A 21,712-nucleotide genomic window follows, 5' to 3' on the forward strand; every position below is an offset into this window, starting at 1 on the left:
ATGTAATTAAATCAGATAAATAAAAACCGTTTTGCCCCATAAAACAGGCATAAACGGTTTTTTAATTAACCAAACTGGGAAACTAATAAAAAAAATCAATCTTAATAGATTGAAATATTTCTTATTTTAAAAGTAATTTAATGAATGCATGATTTTCTACCACTTCTTCTACATGTGTTGCTTCGTGAGAGTGGAAAGAAAGCATCATTAAAGTTCCTATAATTCCAATAGCAAAGAATATTAATGATCAATATCATTCTTTTTTTGAACCATTTCTTAAGTGAATGAACTCTGGAACAAGTTCTATTACAACAACAAAAGTTAGGATAGAACCACCAGAAGCATTAATTATTGGTAGTAATCATCAAATTGTTTGCAAATGTCTATTTATAAATGCACCTATAGTCATAATAGGAATTAATAAAAGAGTAGTTAATAAGTTATAAATAACTGCTTTTTTAACTGTTTGACCATATTGTACTTGTCTATAATAAACAATCAAAATTTCAATTACAATGTGAATGTTAAATGTAACAATTAAACCTACATTAATATCTTCACCTACACTTATTCTTGAAACTGTAGCTCCTAAAATAAATCCATCAATTGTTCTATGTGATAAAAGCAATAATATAGCTAATCAAGCAGATTTAGGATTATCGATATCACTAAAGTTTATAATGTGGTCGCTATGACCATGTTCATTATGGTCTTTGTGAACATCAGAAACACCAAAAAAACGCACAAAAATATATCTAACAATAAAAATAGTACCAATTCCAATAATTGCTCCTGAACCAATTATTGCTAAAGTCAATAATTGTTCATTATAAACACTTTTACTTAGAAAATCTTTCAATTCATCTTGATGATGAATTTTGTGTTCGATGGTATCAAAACCTTCTCTTAAAAATCCTACTGTTCCTATAATAATTAGCATTCCTGCACTTAGGGCATATAAGTAAATATTTGAACTTCTTTTAATAGTTGGTTTTAATTTAGCAATTAGTAAAACCATTGTAATTGGTACTATTAATAATATTGATATATATATTAATAGATTAACAAAAATTGCTAAATCAATATTTCCATTAAAAGACTCAGCTTTATATGGGAACATATTTTCCTTTCTACATTAAAATTAATTATAAATTTTAGCATATTTTTTAATTAAACAAGTATAATTAACCTATGAAATTTCCAAAATTATTATTTTTAGATTTAGATGGAACACTTTTAGATAAAGGTATAGGTGTTTGAGCTAAAATGAGTGAAAAAAATAAAGATGCTGTTTTAGAATATTCAAAACAATATCCTGTTGTTATTTCAACAGGTAGAACCTTTAATCATGAAGTAGAAAAAATAGCTAAATCAGTTAATGCTAAATTTATAGTATGTCAAAACGGTTCCATTATACTTGACAAAAATTTTAAGGAAATTCAAAACTATAAAATTTCTCAAGAAGTAATTAAACAAATTTTGGATGAAGTAATTAATCAAAAACTTACTTTTGTTGCAAATCCTGGATCAATAGTTTATGGACGTGGTTTTTGAAACAAAATATATTCTTTATTTTCTCACTTTAGTCATAAAGACTATGAAGAGTTTGAAATCAAAGAATTAAATAAAATTCTTGTAATAGGACATTCAAAAAAGAAAATTAAAAATTTATTTAATGATTTAACAACTAAATTTCATAACCAAATAGACGCAAGAATTGTGGGTAAAAATTACGCAATTGAAATTACAAGACATGATTGTTCAAAAGGAGAAGCAGCAAAAACCATAGCAGAATTTTTAAATATTGATTTAAAAGAATCAATGCACATTGGCGATTCTATGAACGATTCTACAACAAAAAATATTGTAGGTACTTTAGTAGCAATGAAAAGTGGTTCTAAAAGGTTGCAAGAAATTGCGGATGTCGTAGGACCGAGAAAACAGAACGGCGGAGTATCAAAAATACTAAAATCATTTAAATAAAAAAATAAATATTAGTCAAAACATAATAAAAAAATACGGAATCCTAAAAAAAGAATATTCCGTATTTTTCTTAAATCAAAATCTAATTTATTAAAAAATTGAAAAATTTTGATTATTTTTTTGAATAATTATGAATTTTTTTAAATAAAATGATATAATTTAAATATATGAGTAAAGTGGTTATCAAAAATTTGATTAAAATTTACAATAAAAATAAAATGTTAAATAATATTCTATTTAAAATGAAATTTAAAAGTTTTTATTTAGTATCAAAAATAGCAGTTTTATCAGAAATACTATTTTAAAAGAAGACAAAATAATGGTAATTATGATAGTGAAATTTTATTAATAACAAGTTTTTAAAAATAAAACTAAAATGATATTTTGTAAAATTTCGAAATAATATTAACTACATTACAAATATATTTTATTGAGTAAAAAGGAGTAAATAATGAAAAAAATAATATTTAGTTTAACAGCAGCAACTTATGTTGCTTTACCAGTGATTTCTGTTTCTGCTTTTGGTGATTCAGAAACAGGACATTTATATGTAATAGAAATAAATGGTGTGCCTAAATCATTTAGAAATCATCAAGAAATTTTAAATGAATTGTTAAAAATAGGAAACAGAAGATTTACAAGTGCAATTGGTCTTAAAGATACAAATAATCAATATGGTCAAGTTTTTCTTGAACCAGAAAAACTTTATAAATATGATCGAGAAAAAATAAAACCTGCATACAGAGATATTTTTGGAAATTACGTTGATAATCAAAGACTTGCAATTGATTCATATATTTCTGAAAACAGAATAGTTAAAAAATACTTTGATAGTTTCAACAATCCTTTTGATACTCAAGAAGAAGCGCAGTTAAGCATAGTTGAAGCAATTAAAGAAAATTTAACTTACAATCCGTTTTATGAATTTAAAGTTAAAGAAGTAAATCAACCAGAATATGATTTAAAAATCAATCCATTTATACAGGATGATATAGATAAATTGAGAGATATTTTAGCAAAAGAAAATGTAATTATACGTCATAAAGATGATTTAGAAAATGTAAAAATTAATCAGGAAAAACAAGGAATTACACTAAATGGAAATGACTATATTTATCATAGAGACAATACTGATTTAGAAAATTATTTAGAAAATGTTATGAATAATTTTATTGATGATTTATTTGATATGAAAAACGAAAAAGTCTTTAAACTACAATTTAAATTAGTTGAAACAAAAGGTGATAAAAACAAAACAAATAGTGGTTTTGAAGTTTCAATTAATGATAATGAAAGCAATTGATCTATTATTCAAAATGATGAAAATGGTCTTACTTTAGAAAAAAATGTTAGTCAAAATTATATAGATAAATATAATGTAGAAAATGTTTTAGAAACAATGAAAAATTCTAATGATTATTTTACAACGGATTTAGAACAGAAATATAATTTTTTTGTAAATAAAGTTGGAGATGTTACACTTAGACTCAAAGATAAAAACTTTTTATCAATAAATAATATGAATATAAAAACAAAAACCAAATGAAAACTAGATGAACAAGCAATTGTAAGATATTTTGGTTTTTCTAAAGCACCAGTAAGTATTTTAGATTCTTATGATTCAGCACAAGCATGAAATAATTTTAATATAGAAGTTAACTTAAAATTAGATACAAATAAATTAAAAAGAGTTTTTGAAAATAGAATTAAAAATCTAAATGTAAAAATTTTAAAACAGCAAATGATTTCAACATTAGAGAAAATGTTGAAAAATAATTCTCAATTAAAAGAAAAATATAAAGAATTTAACAATGATTTAGTTTTAGATTTAAATATGAAAAAAATATTAATTAAAAGTATTGAAGAAAAACGTAATAATTTAACATCTAATTATGATTCTGTATTTTATAATATAAACAATTTAATTTCTAAAACTGGAGTGAAAAAAACTAAAGAAAAGATAAATAATTTTAATATTTTAATGAAAAGTAAAATAATTAATAGTATTAAAGACATAAATAATAAAAAATATAAAATATTTATGAAAAGCAAATTCTTTTCTTTAAATGATAAATTTGTTTATAAAAATCAAAATAATATATCATTATTTGAAAATATTGAAAAAAATGATTATACAATTATTAATCATCAAAAATTAATAAAAAATCCATTTAATAATCAAAAAATAAAATATATAAATAAAACTGATTCTACTATAAATGGATTAAATCAATTAAGAAACATTTGATTAGATTATTATGAAAATAACAAAACTAAAAAAGATGAAAAATTGCTTAATATTTTAAAAAATTTTAATCAATACTTTTGAAAAAACAAAGAATTTTTATTTTTAGAAAATACCAAAATAGGAATTTTAAAAAACTTTATTTCAATAGATGATGCAGAGAAAAAAATCTACAATTATAATTCAAGATATACCAATATTACAGAATTAGCTAATCAAACTGAAGAATCGAATTTAGAAGAATATCTTTTAAAAAGAATGAAACCAAAAGAAAGATATTATATCCCAGGATTAAAAAGCACCCTTATTTCTAGAGGGCAACCTTTTAGAGAAGAATTATTTGAATTTAATGATCCTAAAATTTTCCAATTGAACTACAGATTAATTCTTGGAAAATTAATTCTTCCTGTAGCAGAAAGAAGATTTTATGTAGAAGATAACAAATCTATTGAAATAAAATCTAACTATTATAATTTGTGAACCATAGATTTAAATAATCAAGAATTATTCTTTGATTCTCAAGAAGGAATGATGTCATATCTAAGAGATTACATAAAATATAGAGCTAAAAAAATAGAAGGGACTAAATAATGAAAAAGAAAATATTATTAACTAGTGCAGCAATCCTAGCTTTTGCTTCTGTAAATTTGGTAGTAAGTTGTAATCATGAAGAAAAATCAAAAGAACCAAATTTTCCAAAAACGCCAAGACAACAAAAATATGAAGAACTTTTTAATAAATATAAAGAAAAATACGTGGGAAGTGATAATTATGTATTTGATGATTTTGAAGAATTTGATTTCAATAATCAAGATTACTATGAAATAATCAATATTGATAAATTATTAGAATTTAAGCCTACTTATGAATATGTAAAATTAGAAAAATTTAATAACGAAAATATTTTTATATATTTTAAACAAGAAAAAACTGAATTTTTTTATAAGTGATTATTTGATTTTAGATTTAAATTTCAAGTTTATAAGGACGTTATTGACAAATTTGTGCCAAACAAAAAAATAAAATATAAGAATGGAAAAGATGTTTATTTAGTAAAAGAAAGCAAATATAAATTTAAATTTAATTTTTCTCAAAGCGATAAAGATTATAATGAAGTTTTTTCGATTGATAATTCTATTATGGAAGAATTATTATCAATTCCAAATGTAAATATTGAAGGAAGATTTGCTTTTAACAACGAACTTTATTTACCTAAAGAATATAAAAATAATTATTTTTCTAAAATAAATTTATTATCTAATTTTGGTTTTTCTGAATACGAAGATAATGAAAATTATAAATGATTTTCTATTCCAAAACCTAAAATAGAAAAATTCATACCGGGTATTTCACAAAAAGAAATTGATAAGTTTAATTCTTCATTGCCTATAATAAACGTATTTACAACAGAAAATTTAGGTTTTACATCTCGAAATTATTTAAATGACTGATATAACATTGAAAATGATTTAAATGCAAGAGAAAATGTTGAAACAATTGCAAATCAAGATTCAGAAAATTTTTATGATTATGATTTAACTTTTTCTAGAGAAAGAAAAATACAAGATTATGATGTAAAAACAGATGAAAAAAGAGAATATATTAAAAAAGATTCTATTCATTTTATACTTTCTAGACCGCTTAAGATTATATCTACTGAAGGAAAAAATGAAAAAAGAACAGGCTAATTCTTTTCAAAATGATTTTTTTTATTTTTAGAAAATACTAAAATCATTTAAATAGATAAATTTGTTGTATAATTAAATACGTAATTATACAAGGCACCATAGCCAAACGGCCAAGGCATGGGTCTGCAACACCCTGATTACCGGTTCGAATCCGGTTGGTGCCTCCAAATTGCGCCCGTAGCTCAACTGGACAGAGTGTTTGGTTACGGCCCAAAAGGTTAGGGGTTCGACTCCTCTCGGGCGCGCCAAATCACCTTATTGACCATAAAGGAAATTTTTAAAAAGTTTCCTTTTTTCTTATTTGTTTTTCTATATAATTAAATTATGGAAATGAAAATAAAATATAATTATAAATTACATAATATTACTGAATATTCTTTTTTGGAATCAACAATTACAATAGATAAACTTATTTATTTTGCTAAAGAAAATAATTTTTCTTATGCATCTATTTGTGATAGAAATAATATGTTTGGAGTAGCAAAATTAATTGATGAGTGTCAAAAAAATAATTTAAAACCCATAATTGGAATAGATTTAGATGTAGAAAAATATAGATTTTTAATTTTTGCTAAAAATTATAAAGGTTACTTAAAATTAAGTAAATTAAGTTCTGAATTTTTTGCAAAAAAAGAGATTTTTATTTCTGATTTAGATGATGAAAATTTGATAGTTATTGACCATTTTGATTATGGTTTTTATGCAACAAATAAAGAAGTTCCAAATATCGTTAACTTCTACAAAAATAGTAAGGAAATAAATGATGAAAAAACTGTTTTTATAAAGGAAAATCGCCTATTTTTAGAAAAAGATAGAGATGTTTTATCTACACTTTTTTCAATTAATAATAAAGAAATAAAAAATGATTTCTTTGCTTTGTGTGAGCAGGATGAAATAAATGAAAAAAACAATAAAAATATAGAAAAAATTATAGATGATATTAATATAATTTTTCCAACACAACTAAATCCTTTACCTAAATTTAAAAATGATAAAAATTTAGATTCTAAAGAATATTTAATGGATATTATTAAAGAAAAAGCTAATGCTAAAAGTGATGAATTAAAAAAATTTGCTGATAGTTTACCAAGAATAAAAAAAGAGTTAGAAATTATTAATGAACTCGGTTTTTCAGATTATTTTTTAATCATTTGAGATTTAATTAAGTGAGCAAAAGAAGAGAATATTTTTATTGGACCAGGAAGAGGTTCAGTATCAGGATCCCTTATTTCATATATTTTAGACATAACAGAAATAAATCCGCTGAAATATGACTTATATTTTGAAAGATTTTTAAATCCAAAAAGAGTAACAATGCCAGATATAGATATAGATATTCAAGATACAAGAAGAGAAGAATTAATTCATTATTTAATTAATAAATATGGCAAAAAAAATGTAGCACTAATTACAACTTTCCAAACTCTTGGAGCTAAAATGGCATTTAGAGATGTTGCGAGAGTTAAAAAAATTTCTGTTTCAGAAGTTAATGAAATTTCCAAATTAATTCCAAATGATTTTTCATTAAAACAAGCATATGAAAAAATACCTAAATTCAAAGCAAAAATTAACTCAAATCCTTTATATTTAGAAGTTTTTGAAATAGCTAAAGAAATAGAAGGACTTCCACGACAACATGGAACACATGCTGCTGGAGTTGTTATTAGTGACAAAGAAATTGAAACAGTAGTTCCAACTTTATATACAGATAATAATTTTTTAGAAACTCAATTTCCTATGGAGTATCTTGAAAAATTTGGATTATTAAAAATTGATTTATTAGGTTTAAAAAACTTAAGCGTTATTCAAGATGTGATTGAACTTGTAAAGGCAAAAACAGGATTGCAAATCAAAATTGAAAATATTCCAACATATGACTTAAATACTAATTTATTACTTTCAAAAGCACAAACAAACGGTGTTTTTCAACTGGAATCACCAGGAATGAAAGAAACTTTGAAAAAAATTTCCGTCACTTCCATTGATGATGTTGCTGCTATAATCTCTCTTTTTAGACCAGGACCAATAAAAAATATTGATACTTATGCTAAAAGAAAAAAAGGTTTAGAAGAAATTCCAATTATCTCTAATGATTTTGACCAAATTTTAAAAAGCACATATGGAATTATCATATACCAAGAGCAAATTATGCAAATAGCTCAAACTGTTGCTAAAATGGATTTTGCTGATGCAGACATTTTAAGAAGAGCAATTTCTAAAAAAGATATTCATTATATGGAAGAGTTAAAAGAAAAATTTTATTCTGGAGCACTTTCAAATAATTATTCCTTAGAAACTGTTGAAAAAGTTTTTTCTCAAATAGAAAAATTTGCAGAATATGGGTTTAACAAAGCTCATGCAGTAGCTTATGCTGTTTTAGCATATAAAATGGCATATTTAAAAAGTAAATATACTCAATATTTTTATGCTGCTTTAATTAATAATGCAAGTGGTTCTCATGAAACAATTAAAAAATATGTTTTAGAAGCTCAAAATTTAAAATTTGAAATCGAATCTCCAGAAATAAATAGTTCTTTAAATAGTTGTGTTATAGTTGAAAATAAATTAATTTTACCTTTTATTATGATTAAAGGTCTTGGTATTATTGCAACACAAAAAATTATTGAAATAAGATCTAAAGGTCAATTCACTTCATTTTTTGATTTTTGTTTAAAAATGAAAATGAATAAAATTACTGATTCAATTATCAAAACTTTAATTTTTTCAAATACTTTAAGAGAATTTGGAAATATCTTTGAACTTGAAGAAAAATATAACCAAATTTCTTTATATATAGATATAATCGTAGAAAAACAAGGTGATGATTTTTCTTTAAATGAAGAAATTTATGAAAAAACAAAAAATGAATTTTTACAAAATGATATAAAAATAGAACTAGATAATGCTAAAATAGAATTAATTCAAAATAAAGAGTTGTCTTATCTTGGAATGACTTTTACAAAGGAAAAAGCAAGTAAATTTGAAGGAAAAATCAAACTTGCAGATATCCACAAAGGAACTAAGCACATTTTAGTTTTAAAAGTAGTTTCCAAATCTTCTTTCCATGATAAAAACAATAATGAAATGGGTAAAATTACTCTTAAAGATAGTTCAAAAATAATTGAAATATTAATTTTTTGAAGAGAATGAGAAAAAATTAAAGAACTAAAAATTAATCATTATTATGAATTTGAAATACTAAAAAAAGAAAATCATGATTTTAAAATTTCATCTATTATAAAGGAGTTATATGAATAAAAAAATATTATTAGTGGATGCCAATTTACTACTTTTTAAGTCATTTTATGGAACAATTTACAACAATTTAAATAATAAAGATGGTGTTCCAACATCAGCAATCAACGCTTTCTTTTACACTTTATTAAATGTAATTGATTACATTGATCCAGATTGTTTATATCTAGCTTTTGATTCTGCTCAAAAAACAAAAAGACACGAAATGCTTGCTGATTATAAAGATGGCAGAAAACAAGCACCAGAAGAACTTTGAATTCAATTTGATTGAATTAAAAAAATATTAACTGAAATGAATATAGTTTTTGAAAACATTCCAACTTTTGAAGCAGATGATTTAATTGCTACCTTAGCAAAAAGATTTTCAGAAAATGAAAATGAAATTATAGTATTTTCAGAAGATAAAGATTTATTGCAATTGGTAGATGACCATGTATCAGTATTAAACAAAAGAAGAGAAGAATATACACTAAAAACAAGAAAAAACTTTTATATTTATGAAGAAATGGATCCAAGACAAGTTATTGATTTTAAAGCACTTGCTGGCGATCAATCTGATAATATCAAAGGTGTTGAAGGTATAGGAGAAAAAACTGCTAAAAAACTATTAAATAAATTTAGTAATATTGACAATATTTATAGAAGAATTGAAGAAGTTTCAGATTCTTTAAAAGAAAAATTACTTGCAGATAAAGAAAATGTTTATTTATATAGAGAAATTGTAAAATTAAACGACCAAGCAACAACTAAACACACAATAGAAAGTACAACTTTTAAATTTAGAAGAACAAAAGAATTAGCAAATATTTTAGAATATTTAGAATTAAAAAATTTAGAAAAGAAAATAGACAATTTTTAAGATGATAGCAGTTATTGGAAAATATGGTTCTGGAAAAACAACCTTTTTAAAAAAAATAGAAAAATACGGTTATAAAGTTTTATACACCGATGATTTTTATAAAGAATGCTATGCAAAAAACGGAGTTTGCGTTTCTATAATTAAAGAAAAATTAGGAATAAATTTTATTAAAAATGATGAAGTAAATAAAGAAGAAATTAGAAACTTTATTCTTAATGACAAAGGCAATATAAATAAATTAGAACAATTAGTTTATCCGGTGCTTGAAGAACATTTAAGCAAGTATAAATATGATTTTGTTGAAATACCAAATTTATTTACGAAAAACGCAAATTTTCTTCGTTTTTTTTCACAAATTTTAAATATTCAAACAACCGAAGAAAAAAGGCAAAAAAATATTGAAAAAAAAGGTGTGAATAAAAAAATTTCTGAATTAAATAATTTCCTAAATAATGGAAAAATAGGCAAAAAAGTTGTTAATATTTCGTGAGAAGATATAGAAAAAGAAAACTTTTTTGAAGATTTTTTTACAACTTTAAAAATACTATAATAAAATAATTTCACTTAAATAAAAAAACAAAATTTTAGGGAGTAAAATGAAAAGCAAATATAAATTAGAATTAGAAAAAAGAATAACAGATTATGATATGGAAATCATAGAGAATTTTTACTTACCTATTATTGGGGCAAAAGCTGTATTTTTGTTTAGTTTTTTACATAATAAAGTTAAAGCAAACTTATCTTTAAGTTCTCTATTTTTTGAAATTGAAGAATTTATTATTGAATTAAATATGAAAGAAGATAAATTCAAAAAAAGCAAACAATTTTTAGAAGCTGTTGGTTTAATTAGAACCTACTATTCAGAAGACTTAGATGAATACATTTTTTTACTAAAAAAACCTTTAGAAGTTGAGACTATTTTAAAAAATAAATTATTTTTAAATGAAATAGAGAAAAAAATAGGACAAAAAAAATTAGAAAAATTAATAAATAAATTTGAAGTTAAATTAACTAATACAGATGATTATGAAGATATTAGTACAAGCTTTTTAGAAGTTTTCAAAATCGATGAACAAAAAATATCTAATACAGTAGAAATTGAATTAACTAAGGTTAATGACAATTCAACTGCTAAAGAAACTTTTAATACTGAAAGATATTTAAATTTTTTAACTAAAAAATCTGTAAAACCTTCTTTAGTAAAAGAAATTGATAAATTTTTAGTTCATATGAGTCAAGAATCTATTAATGAAGTGTTAAGTTTTTGTTATGAAGTTAATGGTAAAATAAATAGAAAGTATTTTATTACCATAATATCTGATTTACTAAAAAAAGAAATAACTGAAGCAAAGGATATTAAAAATGAGTTAGAAGATGCCCTTTCTTTTAAAAAGAGTTCCCAAACTAATATTTTAGATTTAGATGAAGAAGAAACTAATGGTTCTAATAATTCATTTAAAAATAAAGAAAAAGAAGTTTCAGAAAATGAATTAGAAAAAATATTAGATTTTTTATAGAAAAGAGAATGGTATAAAATGAAATTAAATTTAGATATCTTTTCTAGTGAACAAGAAAAAGAAATAATTGATAAAAAGAAACAACTAATAATTCAAGAAATAAAAAGAAATAGTAAAACATCTGAAATAATTGAACAATATTCAATTTTGGATCAAGAAATTGAAAAAAATTTAGATTTATTTATTCAAGTTTTAGAAAAAAATGAAAATTTTGAAGTTTCAATCGTAAGAACTGAAACAGGAACTTTGAAAAAAGTATTTATTTTATCTGAGAAAAGAAAAAAAGAGAAATATAAACAAAATTTTTGATTAACAGAAATTTTTAGTTTTGATGTTGATTTAGACTTAAAAACTCTTTTAAAACAAAATCAACAAAAAGATACAAAAATTAACTCAAGATTTTTAAAAGTCATAGAAAAATATAAAAATTTAGAGCATGGCTTTTATTTTTATGGCGATATGGGAGTGGGAAAAACAAAATTTTTACAAGCTACATCAGTGCATTTTGCTAAAAAAAATAATTCTATAATTTTTTTAAATATTCCTATTTTTCAAACTTATTTAAATAATAAAATAACTTCCAAAACATTAAATTTAAATGAAATTTTAGAAAAATTGAAAAAAGTAGATAAATTATTTTTAGATGATTTTGGTTTAGAAAAAAAATCAATGTGATTCAGAGATTCAGTTTTATACGAAATTTTAAATTATCGTTTAGAAAATTCAAAAATAACTTTTTTTAGTTCTAATTATTCTTTATTGGAACTCAAAAAAATTTATTTAGATTCTTTTGTGGACAACAACAAAAAAGAAGATGAAGAATTTAAAGTTACAAGATTTATAGAAAGAATTAAAGGACTTACTGAAGAGTATAAAATTTTTGGAAAAAATTTAAGAAATAAATAAAAAAATATTCTTATTTTCATTTATAATTTAATTAAAATTATGAATGAAAATAAAGAAAATAGAAGACAAAAATGAAAAAAATATAGAGATTCTATTAATGGATACTCTTTTTTTTATTTTGCTCTTTTAGAAAAAGATGTAAAACTTAAGAAAAATTATTATAAAATTAAAAAAATAGTAGAAAATTTTAATAAAAAAAGCACATTAAAAATAGATGATTTTTTAATTTTAGAAAATTTAGATAGAGAAAAAAAAGCAAATAGTAATTTAGAAGATGACAAAAATATAAGTTTAAATTTTAATTTTTTAAATAATAAAATAAATGAGTTAAATGCTTTTTTAAATGAAAAAAAGGAAAGAATTACATTTGTAGAAAACATAAATATAGATTCACATATTTTTGATGAAGAGATTCAACATGTTGAGTCAATTAATATCGAAAATGAAAGGATAGAAATGAAAAAAATAAATATAGCTATCGATGGACCTTCAGGAGTTGGTAAATCCAGTGTTTCTGAACTCCTTGCTAAAAAATATGACTTAAAATTTATTAATTCTGGATCATTTTATAGAGCAATTTCTTTGTATTTTTTAAATAAATTAGGAGAAAATAATTTTTCTCAAATATCAAATGAAAAATTTGTATTAGAAAATTGAAATATAGACAAATTGCATTTAGATCAGAAAGGTAATTTATATTTAGAAAATAAGCTAATTAATTCTAATGATTTAAGACAAGATGTTATTTCATGAGGAGCAAGTAATATTGCCAGATATAAAGAAATAAGAAAGCAAATAGTAAAATTTTTACAAGATTATTCAAGTAAGGAAAAAGGGGTAATAATGGATGGAAGAGATACAACATTTGTTATTTTACCTAATGCTGAGTTAAAAATATTTTTATGAGCTTCTGCAGAAGTTCGAGCATTAAGAAGAATGAAACAAAATAAAGAAATGGGATTTGAAACAGATTTTGAAAAACTCAAAAAAGAGATTGAAGATCGTGATTTTCAAGATATGAATAGAGAAAATGATCCTTTACACAAAACAGAAGATGCTATTTTAATTGATTCTTCTAAATTGACTCTTGAAGAAGTAGTGGAAGAAATTTCAAAATTAGTTGAGCAAAGGATGAAAAATGAGTAAGAACATAGTTGCAATTGTAGGAAAACCTAATGTTGGTAAATCAACTTTTTTTAACAAATTAATAGGAAAACGTGTATCAATAGTTCATGATCAACCTGGTGTAACTAGAGATAGACTTTATGAAGAAGTTGAATGAACAGGAAAGAAATTTAAAATAATAGACACAGGTGGAATAGAAGTTGAAGAAAGAATTTTTCAAGAGCAAATAAGAATTCAAGCACAAATAGCTATTGAAGAAGCTGATTTAATTATTTTGATGCTTGATGGAAGAAATGAAGTAGATAAAGACGATTTTTTCGTAGTAAATTTACTTAGAAAAAGTGGAAAAAAAATCCTTGTTGCATGTAATAAATTAGAAGGAAACAAAGAATTTGATTATTCAATTTATAAACTTGGTTTTGAAAAATATTTTCCACTTTCAGCTATGCATAGTGAAGGTATAGGAGATTTATTAGATGAAGTAGTTGCTCATTTAAATTTCGAAAATACAGAAAAATCGGATAAATTTAAACTTTCAATAATAGGTAAACCAAATGCTGGTAAATCATCATTGCTAAATTCTCTTCTTAATGAAAATAGATCTATTGTTTCTCCGATAGCTGGTACTACAAGGGATTCTATATCTTCTTTTTTAACTATTGATAATCAAGAATTTGAAATTATTGATACAGCTGGAATAACAAGAAAATCTAAATTAGTTGAATCGGTTGATCATTACGCCTTAATGAGAGCTATGAATTCCTTATCAGAAAGCAATTTATCTTTAATTATAATTGATGCAACACAAGAATTAAGTCATTTTGATTCAAGACTTGCTGGTTATGCATTTGAAGAAAATAAACCAATAATTATTGTTGTAAATAAATGGGATTTGGTTGAAAAAGAAACAAATACTATGGTAAATTTTGAAAAAAAACTTAGAAAAAATTATAAATTTTTAGATTGAGCTTCTGTTGTATTTATTTCTGCTTTATACAAGAATAGATTAGAAAAATTAAAAGAAGAAATTCTTCATGTAAAAGAAAATTTACAAAGAAAAATTCAAGCAAGTCTTTTAAATGAAGTGTTAATGGAAATTCAAATAAGTCAACCTGCTCCATCATTAAAAGGAAAAAGACTGGAAATTTCCTTTATAAAACAAGTAGAAGGACCTATTCCAACTTTTTTACTTTTTGTTAATAACAAAGATTATGCACATTTTACTTATTTAAGATATATTGAGAATCAACTTAGACAGTATTTTAATTTTAAAGGAACACCAATTAAATTAATTTTAAAAAATAAAGGTGAGAATAAATAATGAAAAGAAAAGAAATTTTAGTTGAACTTTCACAAAGAACTAAATTAAACATAAGACATTGTGATTTATTTTTAGACTCTTTTATTAATTTAGTTATGGATAAATTAAATGAAGAAGAAGAAATTTTGATTCCAAAATTTGGAACTTTTTGTATAACAACTCAAAAAGCAAGAGAAACAATTTATTGAAAAACCAAAGAAAAATATATTGTTGAACCTAAAAAAATTCCAAAGTTTAAACCAGCAAAACATTTTAAAGAATCTATATCAAATAATATTAAATAGATTCGATAAATGGTGCAAAATCAATAATTCCTGGATACATTAAATCTATTTCAATCCCTTCTTTTGATAAAAAATCAATATTTATTGATTGTTCACTATTTAGATCAATTTTATTTGCTGAAATAAGGAAAAATCTTTCTAAGTGTTTAAATAATATTATAAAGAAACTAATACCGCCATGTGCATTAATGTTTTTTAAATATTTTAATTGATGATCTTTTATGTTTTGTTTAGGTAAGTAATTTTCATTTGTGCTTTTAGCTTCAAAACAAATAAAAAAACCTTTATAAATACCATAATAATCAACAGTACTTTTTTTAGAAATAATTGCATTTTCTAACTCATTGTTATTTGATACTTTTTTAAAAGAAATATCTAAATTCTTTTTGTGAAAAATTGCAATATTATTTTCTAAATAAAATTTAATAGTATTATTAATTATTTTTTCTAAGATCATTCCTCTGTTTTTAGTGTTTTGCATACTTATTATTTCCTTTTTTTACTACTTTTGTAAGAAAAAATACAAAAATGAGAAAAATACAATATTTTTCCTATTTTTCGAAAAAAAAGTATAATTATAAATATGATTGGGGTAGATATAATTTCAATTTCCAGATTTAAAGGAAAAAAAGAAAATTTTATAAAAAGAATTTTGTCAGAAAATGAATGAAATTCTTTTATAAAAACAGAAAATAAAGAAAAATTTTTAGCTACAAGGTGAGCAATTAAAGAAGCAATTTTTAAAGCAGATAATAAATATTTTAATTTTAAGCAAATTGATATTTATAAAGAAAACAAAAAGTATAAATTTCAAAATTTTGAAATATCAACCTCAAATGATGAAGATACAGTTATTGCAGTAGCAATTAAAAAAGAATAAAGGAATATTATTATGAATATAAAATTTAAAAAAATTCTGTTTTCTCCTATTTGATTATATAGATTTAATAAAATTAGGAGAATGGCAAAAAAATATAAAAAAGGAAAAATTGAATTAAAACCACAATTTAGAAACGATTTAATTTTAAAATATGCAGAAAAAATTTTAAAATTATACAATGTTGAAATTGAAGTAAAGGGCAAAGAAAATTTAACTAATAAAAATTTTATTGCTGTTGCTAACCACTTGTCTAATGGAGATTCTTTTATTTTATTTAGTGCTTTGCAATCCGATATTGAGTTAAAAACAGATCCAAGAAGAATATTAACCTTTCTTGCTAAAAAAGAACTCACTAAAAATTGAGTTTCTAGAAGTATTTTAAATTTAATTGATACATTTTTTATTGACCGTTCTAAAATCAAAGAATCATTTAAAACTTTAGATGATTTCGGAAATTTTGTTAAAACCAATAAAACTATAGGAATAATTTTCCCAGAAGGAACCAGAAGCAAAGATGGTAAAATGCAAGATTTTAAAGCAGGAGCTTTTAAAATAGCTAAAAAAATGTTTTTACCAATTTTACCTATAACTATTAATTATAGTGGACTAATGTTTGATTCCAAAAGAAAAGGAAAATTAAAGGTAGAAGTTATATTTCATAATTTAATAAAACCACTAAGTTTTAGTTCTCAATCAAATGAAGCAATAGCTGCAAGAGTAAAAAACATAATAGAAAGTAAATATATTGTTAGCGATCCAGAAAAAAGAAGTAAAAAGGATAAATAATGGAAAAATTAGAGAATGAATTAAAAGACAAAATTAAAGAAAATATAGATAAAATAGAAGAAAATCTTGAAAAAGAAATCGAAGCAGAAAAAAATAATGATGCTGATATAAATATTGAAAATTTTAGTGGACCATTAGATTTATTATTATCTTTAGTAAAAGAGAAAAATTTAGATATTTTTGAAATAAACTTAGCAGAACTTGCTACTGACTATTTAAGAGTTATTGATAGAATTAAGGATACTCACTTTGAAATAGCGACTGATTATCTTGTTATGGCAGCAACTTTGATTCAAATAAAAGCAAAAATGCTTTTAGCAGAAAAAGATGAAGTTATAAAACAAGAAATTGAAGAAGATAAAGAAAAATTATTAAGATTACTTGCTGAATACCAACAATTTAAACCAATTTTTCAACTTTTAAGAGAGCAAGAAGAAAAAAGATCTCACATTTTTATTAAAAAAGCAAATGATTTGGAAGAATTTGTTAGACCTATTGACAGAACACAAGTGGATGGAAATTCTTCAAAAACAAAATTAACGCAAATTTTAACTTTAATGTTTGAAAGATTACATGCTGAAAAATTAAGACAAATTAAAATCGATAGTGTTAGTGTTACTCCTGGCGATCAAATGAAAATGATAAGAGAGTTATTTGCAAAACACGGAAAAGTTACTTTTGAAATGATCTTTTCAGTACCTTCCATAAAACACTTTGTAATTACTTTAATAGCATTATTAGATATGAGTAGAAAAGAAGAAATTATCTTAACACAAGAAGAACAATTTGCTACAATAATAATAGAAAAAGGACCAAACTATGAAAAATAAAATAATTGAAGCTTTAATTTATATGCAAGGAGAAGAAGGGATTTCTTCTGAACAATTACAACAAGTTCTAAAGTTAAACACAGTTAATGAAGCAAGAAGTTTGCTAAAAAGATTTGCAGATAACTTTAACAGACTTGAACGTGGAATCTTTGTAGTTGAATTTAATGATGTTTTTAAATTTGCTACAAGAGAAGAATTTAAAGAATATATTTCTGATTTAGTAACAATTACAAGAAGACACAAATTATCAAATGCAGCTATTGAAACTGCAGCAATTGTTGCTTACAAACAACCAGTAACTAGATCGATGATTAGTGACATTCGTGGAGTTGCTTCAGATGCAATTGTTGCTTCCTTATTAATGAAAGGAATAATAGAAGAGGTGGGTGTTTCACCAACTGTTGGACAACCAACTTTATATGGAATTACAAATAGATTTTACGATTATTTTAAATTAAAATCTCTTCAAGATTTACCAAAATTTCACGAGTTTGATCAATTTGTAGAACCATCTGGAGAATTCGATGAAATAGAGGAAGTTGAAGAAGAAGCTTTTGATTTATTCGGTTCACAAAGAGAAAAATAATTTTAGGATACAATGACGATAGATAATAATAACGAGCATTTAATTAATCATATAAACGAAGAAAATACAGAAAAAATGGATTCATTAGCAACTGATGGAGAATTTTTTGTTTCCGAAAATGAATTAAAAACTGCAAATATAATTTCATCCGAAATCGTAGCTAAATTAGGCAATTCTGAAGAAGAAATTAATGAAAATAGTGTTTTTCTAAAGGCTACTTTATTTAAAAATATGCTTCAAAAGTTATCAAATAAGAATCATAAAATTTTCATATATTTTGATCATGATGATATCAATTATGCTTTTGCAGAAATTTTTATTAAAATCTTATCAAGTGATCAAAATAATAAAATAACAGTTTTAAATGCAGAAAATAATTTAACTAAAGATTTTGCATTAAACGAAATTTTTAAGCAAAGTTATGATTACTCCATTTTATTTTTAAAAGAAAATGATTTTTATAAAATTGTTTTCAAAAAAAGAACTTGAGATAACTTAACAAAAAAAGAAGAACAATTTTTAAATAAACTAGAATTATTTAATACTTTAGCTTTTAATAAAGTTCAAAACAGAGAAGAAGGTATTGTTTTTTTAGATAAAAGAATTATCAAAAGTAACAAAACCGTTTTTTCTGATAATAAGTATTTAATTTCTATTGACAAAAAAGATGATTTATCTGTATTTTTACCATATAAAAATATTTCTATCAAACATTTTAATGGCTTTTTAAATGGTAAAGAAATTCCTTTAAAAAGAGAAATTAAACAAACATTATTAAAAGAAAAAAAAGAAAAAAAAGATATTCTATTTTTTAATAATATTCAAAAGCAAACAAAAAATATCTTTGTTAAAAATTTAAATAATAAATATATAGAATTAACACAAGATGATATTAACTTACTGACTGTTGAGTATATTAGTGATAAAAATAATGGTTTAAATAATGTTGAATTTCATATTTTAGATGATAAATTATCTATTTTTCAAAGACTTTTAAGAGATAAAGGAATTACTAATATTATACAAAGTCCAAAAGAAATTTCTTTAACTGATTTTGTGTTTAAAAACAAAAATAAGATTAAAAACTTAGTTTTTGTTTATGATGGAATTAAAATTTATAAAATCGATTTTAGCAACAAAAATGATTTAGTTGGATTTGAAAATGTAGCAGATATTTTATTTAATATAGAAGTTTTTGATTATTTTAAAAACAATAAAAAAGATATTTGCAATTCATTAACAAAGATAAAAAAAGAAATTGATGTTAATGTTTCAAGATTTAATCAAACTATAGCTATGAGTTTTAACTCCTTTTTAAAATTTGTTAAAAAAATCAAAAGAGAAAAAATGATTTCTAAATATAAAATTTTAGAGTTTGATCTTAAAAAGCAGGAAAATCTTTATTCAAAAAGAACAATTTCTATAAAACTAACTTTAGAAAATGGATTTATTATTAATTTCTATTTTGATAAAGTGCAAAATTTACTACAATTTTCTACTTTTTCAACCTTTATACACAAACAAGAAATCAATTCAATAATTAAAAAAGAAGATGAAATCAAAAAAGAAATTATAGATTTTTCTATTTCATTAAAAGAAACAAACATAAATAGTAAGATTAAAAACATTTTTAAGTTCGCTTCGTTTTTAGTAATAATCTTTGTGATCTTTGTAATTTTATTTTCAACCATTTATAGAACTAAAGAAAGTGATGCTGAGGGAGTTTTAGGAATATTTGTTATTTTTTACAACATATTTTTAAATAATTATTTAAATAGATTTTTTAGTATTGCAATTGGTTTATCCTTTTTATTTTATTATCTATTTAGCACGTTTATGCTCTATAGAATACTTAAAAAACAAGGAACTAAAGTTAAGTTCAAACATTTATATTTAGCAATTTTTATAGGAACTATTGTTCAAAATATTACTCCTTTTGCTTTTGGTGGTGATTTATCTTCATATTGATATTTACAGAAAAAAGGGTATAATAAATCACATTTAGCTTCTGCATTTGCTTTATCATCACTATTTCAACAAATATCTATTTTAATAACTTCTTTTATTTTTATTCCATTAGGTTTTTATTTATATAGAGATACTCTTTTAGTTGATATAGATGCTAAAAAAATAATAACTTTTATTTCTTTAATTTTAGGAATATTATTAAATATTGTTCTGTTTTTTATTATTCTACTAATTTCAGTTGTTAAACCAGTTCAACACTTTATTATAAGAGTTATCATTTTCTTTCATAAACTTCATCCTTTATATTATTTTAGTAATTTAGATAGAAAAAAAATAGTTTTAGAAAATAAATTCTCTGAATTTAAAAACAATATTAAAAATGTCTTTAAAGATATTAAATTATTTTTAGAGTGTATATTTTTATATAAAATTTTAAATTTCGTATTAAATGGCGCTATTTTTATTGCTTTAATAATTCAACCTAAAATACTTGAAGTATATAATACACCAGTTCAATTTATGTATTGATTCTTAAATTTTTTAGCAGGAAGTGCTCTTGTAAATACAGCCAATAACCTTTCTCCAACACCTGGTGGAATAGGGACATCTGATTGATTATTATTAGTAATTTTTAAAAATATTTTTGTTGACAAAAATGTTGTTGATTTAGAAAACAATCTTAAAATATTTAGTTTTTCACTTAAAATTTTCTACTGATTAGTACCTAATATTTTATCTGGATTAATGTTATTAACACTTTATTTAGGAGAAAAAAGAGTAGATAAATACAAAAACATTGAATCACTTATTAGTATTGATTCTAATTTATCTAAAAACTACAAAAAAACAAAAACAATTTATTTTAAAAATGCTTTAATTATTTGAATAGTTTTTTCAATATCCATTTTATCTATTATATTTTTTCATTAAATAAAGAGAAAATAATCAAAAATAATAAAAAAACCTCATTGTGGAGCAATGGGGTTTTCATTATCTAAATTTAGATAATTAAGTGTAATGAACTATTTATTTAAATATTCATTAATAAGATGTTAACTTTAATTTTAGTTATAATTTTAGTTTTTATTATTAAATTCTTAAGTTATAAATTCTGTAAAATTATATAACTATAGTGTAATGAGAAATCTCTTTACAATATTATTATAACACTTTTTCTAAAGGTGATTATGTAAATTTTGCAAATTATTAATCAAAATGTCCCAGGGCATTTACTAATGTAAAAAACTCTATTATTTTTTCATAGAATTTTTAAATGTGTTAATCTTAAAATGACACAAAAATTTTAGGAAAAACAAACCAAAAATCCCAATTTTTTCCGTATTTTCGTAACAAAATAAATTTTGTGGTAATATTAAAATGTGACTAAGTTTTTTGTCACAGAAAGGGGTGATGAATCCATTATTTCATTATTTATAGATAAGGTGTTAACTCTAATTTTAGTTATAATTTTAGTTTTTA

Annotated in this window: 18 protein-coding genes and 2 tRNA genes; 18 read left to right on the plus strand and 2 right to left on the minus strand. The window is 22.5% G+C overall.

The genetic code is table 4. The features are described 5' to 3' along the window. Window positions 1-121 precede the first annotated feature (121 nt). A complete protein-coding gene (locus tag ACXX87_RS01225; protein ID WP_458559607.1) occupies window positions 122-1,120 on the minus strand; it encodes a hypothetical protein in 999 nt (332 codons plus the stop codon). A gap of 71 nt (window positions 1,121-1,191) precedes the next feature. Between ACXX87_RS01225 and ACXX87_RS01230 the strand changes: the two genes are divergently transcribed. From ACXX87_RS01230 to ACXX87_RS01290, 13 genes are all read left to right on the plus strand, one after another. Continuing rightward, window positions 1,192-1,983 (plus strand): HAD-IIB family hydrolase, encoded by a 792-nt coding sequence (locus ACXX87_RS01230; RefSeq protein WP_436358487.1) that lies wholly within the window; start codon window positions 1,192-1,194, stop codon window positions 1,981-1,983. A gap of 451 nt (window positions 1,984-2,434) precedes the next feature. Further along, the gene (locus ACXX87_RS01235; RefSeq protein WP_458560322.1) at window positions 2,435-4,819 is read left to right on the plus strand and encodes a hypothetical protein; all 2,385 of its coding nucleotides are present in this window, start codon (window positions 2,435-2,437) and stop codon (window positions 4,817-4,819) included. Beyond that, complete coding sequence (locus tag ACXX87_RS01240; RefSeq protein WP_458559613.1) at window positions 4,819-5,916, plus strand: hypothetical protein; 1,098 nt, start codon at window positions 4,819-4,821, stop codon at window positions 5,914-5,916. The genes ACXX87_RS01235 and ACXX87_RS01240 overlap by 1 nt, the downstream gene beginning before the upstream one ends. Window positions 5,917-6,008: 92 nt before the next feature. Further along, window positions 6,009-6,083, plus strand: a tRNA-Cys gene (locus ACXX87_RS01245). 4 nt (window positions 6,084-6,087) lie between these two features. Next, window positions 6,088-6,164 (plus strand) — tRNA-Arg (locus ACXX87_RS01250). A gap of 76 nt (window positions 6,165-6,240) precedes the next feature. Beyond that, complete coding sequence (gene dnaE, locus ACXX87_RS01255) at window positions 6,241-9,174, plus strand: DNA polymerase III subunit alpha (RefSeq protein WP_458561095.1); 2,934 nt, start codon at window positions 6,241-6,243, stop codon at window positions 9,172-9,174. Continuing rightward, entirely contained in the window at window positions 9,167-10,030 is an 864-nt protein-coding gene (locus ACXX87_RS01260) for a 5'-3' exonuclease (protein ID WP_436358485.1), read from the plus strand. Before dnaE ends, ACXX87_RS01260 begins: the two co-directional genes overlap by 8 nt. Window position 10,031: 1 nt before the next feature. Next, entirely contained in the window at window positions 10,032-10,580 is a 549-nt protein-coding gene (gene coaE / locus ACXX87_RS01265) for a dephospho-CoA kinase (protein ID WP_436358484.1), read from the plus strand. Between the two features lie 46 nt (window positions 10,581-10,626). Continuing rightward, a complete protein-coding gene (locus ACXX87_RS01270) occupies window positions 10,627-11,547 on the plus strand; it encodes a DnaD domain protein (protein ID WP_436358483.1) in 921 nt (306 codons plus the stop codon). 18 nt (window positions 11,548-11,565) lie between these two features. After that, window positions 11,566-12,453 carry a DnaA ATPase domain-containing protein gene (locus ACXX87_RS01275; protein WP_436358482.1) on the plus strand — a complete coding sequence of 296 codons (888 nt, stop codon included), beginning with the start codon at window positions 11,566-11,568 and terminating at the stop codon, window positions 12,451-12,453. Between the two features lie 39 nt (window positions 12,454-12,492). Beyond that, window positions 12,493-13,599, plus strand: a complete 1,107-nt coding sequence (cmk, locus tag ACXX87_RS01280) for a (d)CMP kinase (protein ID WP_458559601.1) — start codon at window positions 12,493-12,495, stop codon at window positions 13,597-13,599. Then, on the plus strand, window positions 13,592-14,899 hold the full coding sequence (gene der / locus ACXX87_RS01285; protein ID WP_436358480.1) for a ribosome biogenesis GTPase Der: 1,308 nt from the start codon (window positions 13,592-13,594) through the stop codon (window positions 14,897-14,899). The genes cmk and der overlap by 8 nt, the downstream gene beginning before the upstream one ends. Further along, window positions 14,899-15,183, plus strand: a complete 285-nt coding sequence (locus ACXX87_RS01290; RefSeq protein ID WP_436358479.1) for an HU family DNA-binding protein — start codon at window positions 14,899-14,901, stop codon at window positions 15,181-15,183. The genes der and ACXX87_RS01290 overlap by 1 nt, the downstream gene beginning before the upstream one ends. Here the strand turns inward: ACXX87_RS01290 and recU are convergent. Beyond that, window positions 15,176-15,664 carry a Holliday junction resolvase RecU gene (recU, locus tag ACXX87_RS01295; protein WP_436358478.1) on the minus strand — a complete coding sequence of 163 codons (489 nt, stop codon included), beginning with the start codon at window positions 15,662-15,664 and terminating at the stop codon, window positions 15,176-15,178. The genes ACXX87_RS01290 and recU overlap by 8 nt on opposite strands. 102 nt (window positions 15,665-15,766) lie before the next feature. On the opposite strand from recU, the gene ACXX87_RS01300 reads away from it, so the two are divergent. The 5 genes from ACXX87_RS01300 to ACXX87_RS01320 all read left to right on the plus strand — a co-directional run bounded on the left by ACXX87_RS01300 (window position 15,767) and on the right by ACXX87_RS01320 (window position 21,163). Further along, window positions 15,767-16,063: a holo-ACP synthase gene (locus ACXX87_RS01300; protein WP_436358477.1), complete on the plus strand. Its 297-nt coding sequence runs from the start codon at window positions 15,767-15,769 to the stop codon at window positions 16,061-16,063. Between the two features lie 81 nt (window positions 16,064-16,144). Continuing rightward, window positions 16,145-16,849 (plus strand): lysophospholipid acyltransferase family protein, encoded by a 705-nt coding sequence (locus tag ACXX87_RS01305; RefSeq protein ID WP_436358476.1) that lies wholly within the window; start codon window positions 16,145-16,147, stop codon window positions 16,847-16,849. Next, window positions 16,849-17,679 carry a segregation/condensation protein A gene (locus tag ACXX87_RS01310; RefSeq protein WP_458559603.1) on the plus strand — a complete coding sequence of 277 codons (831 nt, stop codon included), beginning with the start codon at window positions 16,849-16,851 and terminating at the stop codon, window positions 17,677-17,679. The genes ACXX87_RS01305 and ACXX87_RS01310 overlap by 1 nt, the downstream gene beginning before the upstream one ends. Next, window positions 17,669-18,265 (plus strand): SMC-Scp complex subunit ScpB, encoded by a 597-nt coding sequence (gene scpB / locus ACXX87_RS01315; RefSeq protein ID WP_436358474.1) that lies wholly within the window; start codon window positions 17,669-17,671, stop codon window positions 18,263-18,265. Before ACXX87_RS01310 ends, scpB begins: the two co-directional genes overlap by 11 nt. A 12-nt stretch (window positions 18,266-18,277) precedes the next feature. Then, entirely contained in the window at window positions 18,278-21,163 is a 2,886-nt protein-coding gene (locus tag ACXX87_RS01320) for a lysylphosphatidylglycerol synthase domain-containing protein (RefSeq protein ID WP_458573121.1), read from the plus strand. Window positions 21,164-21,712 lie beyond the last annotated feature (549 nt).

The sequence above is a fragment of the Mycoplasma sp. 613B genome (genome assembly GCF_054343485.1).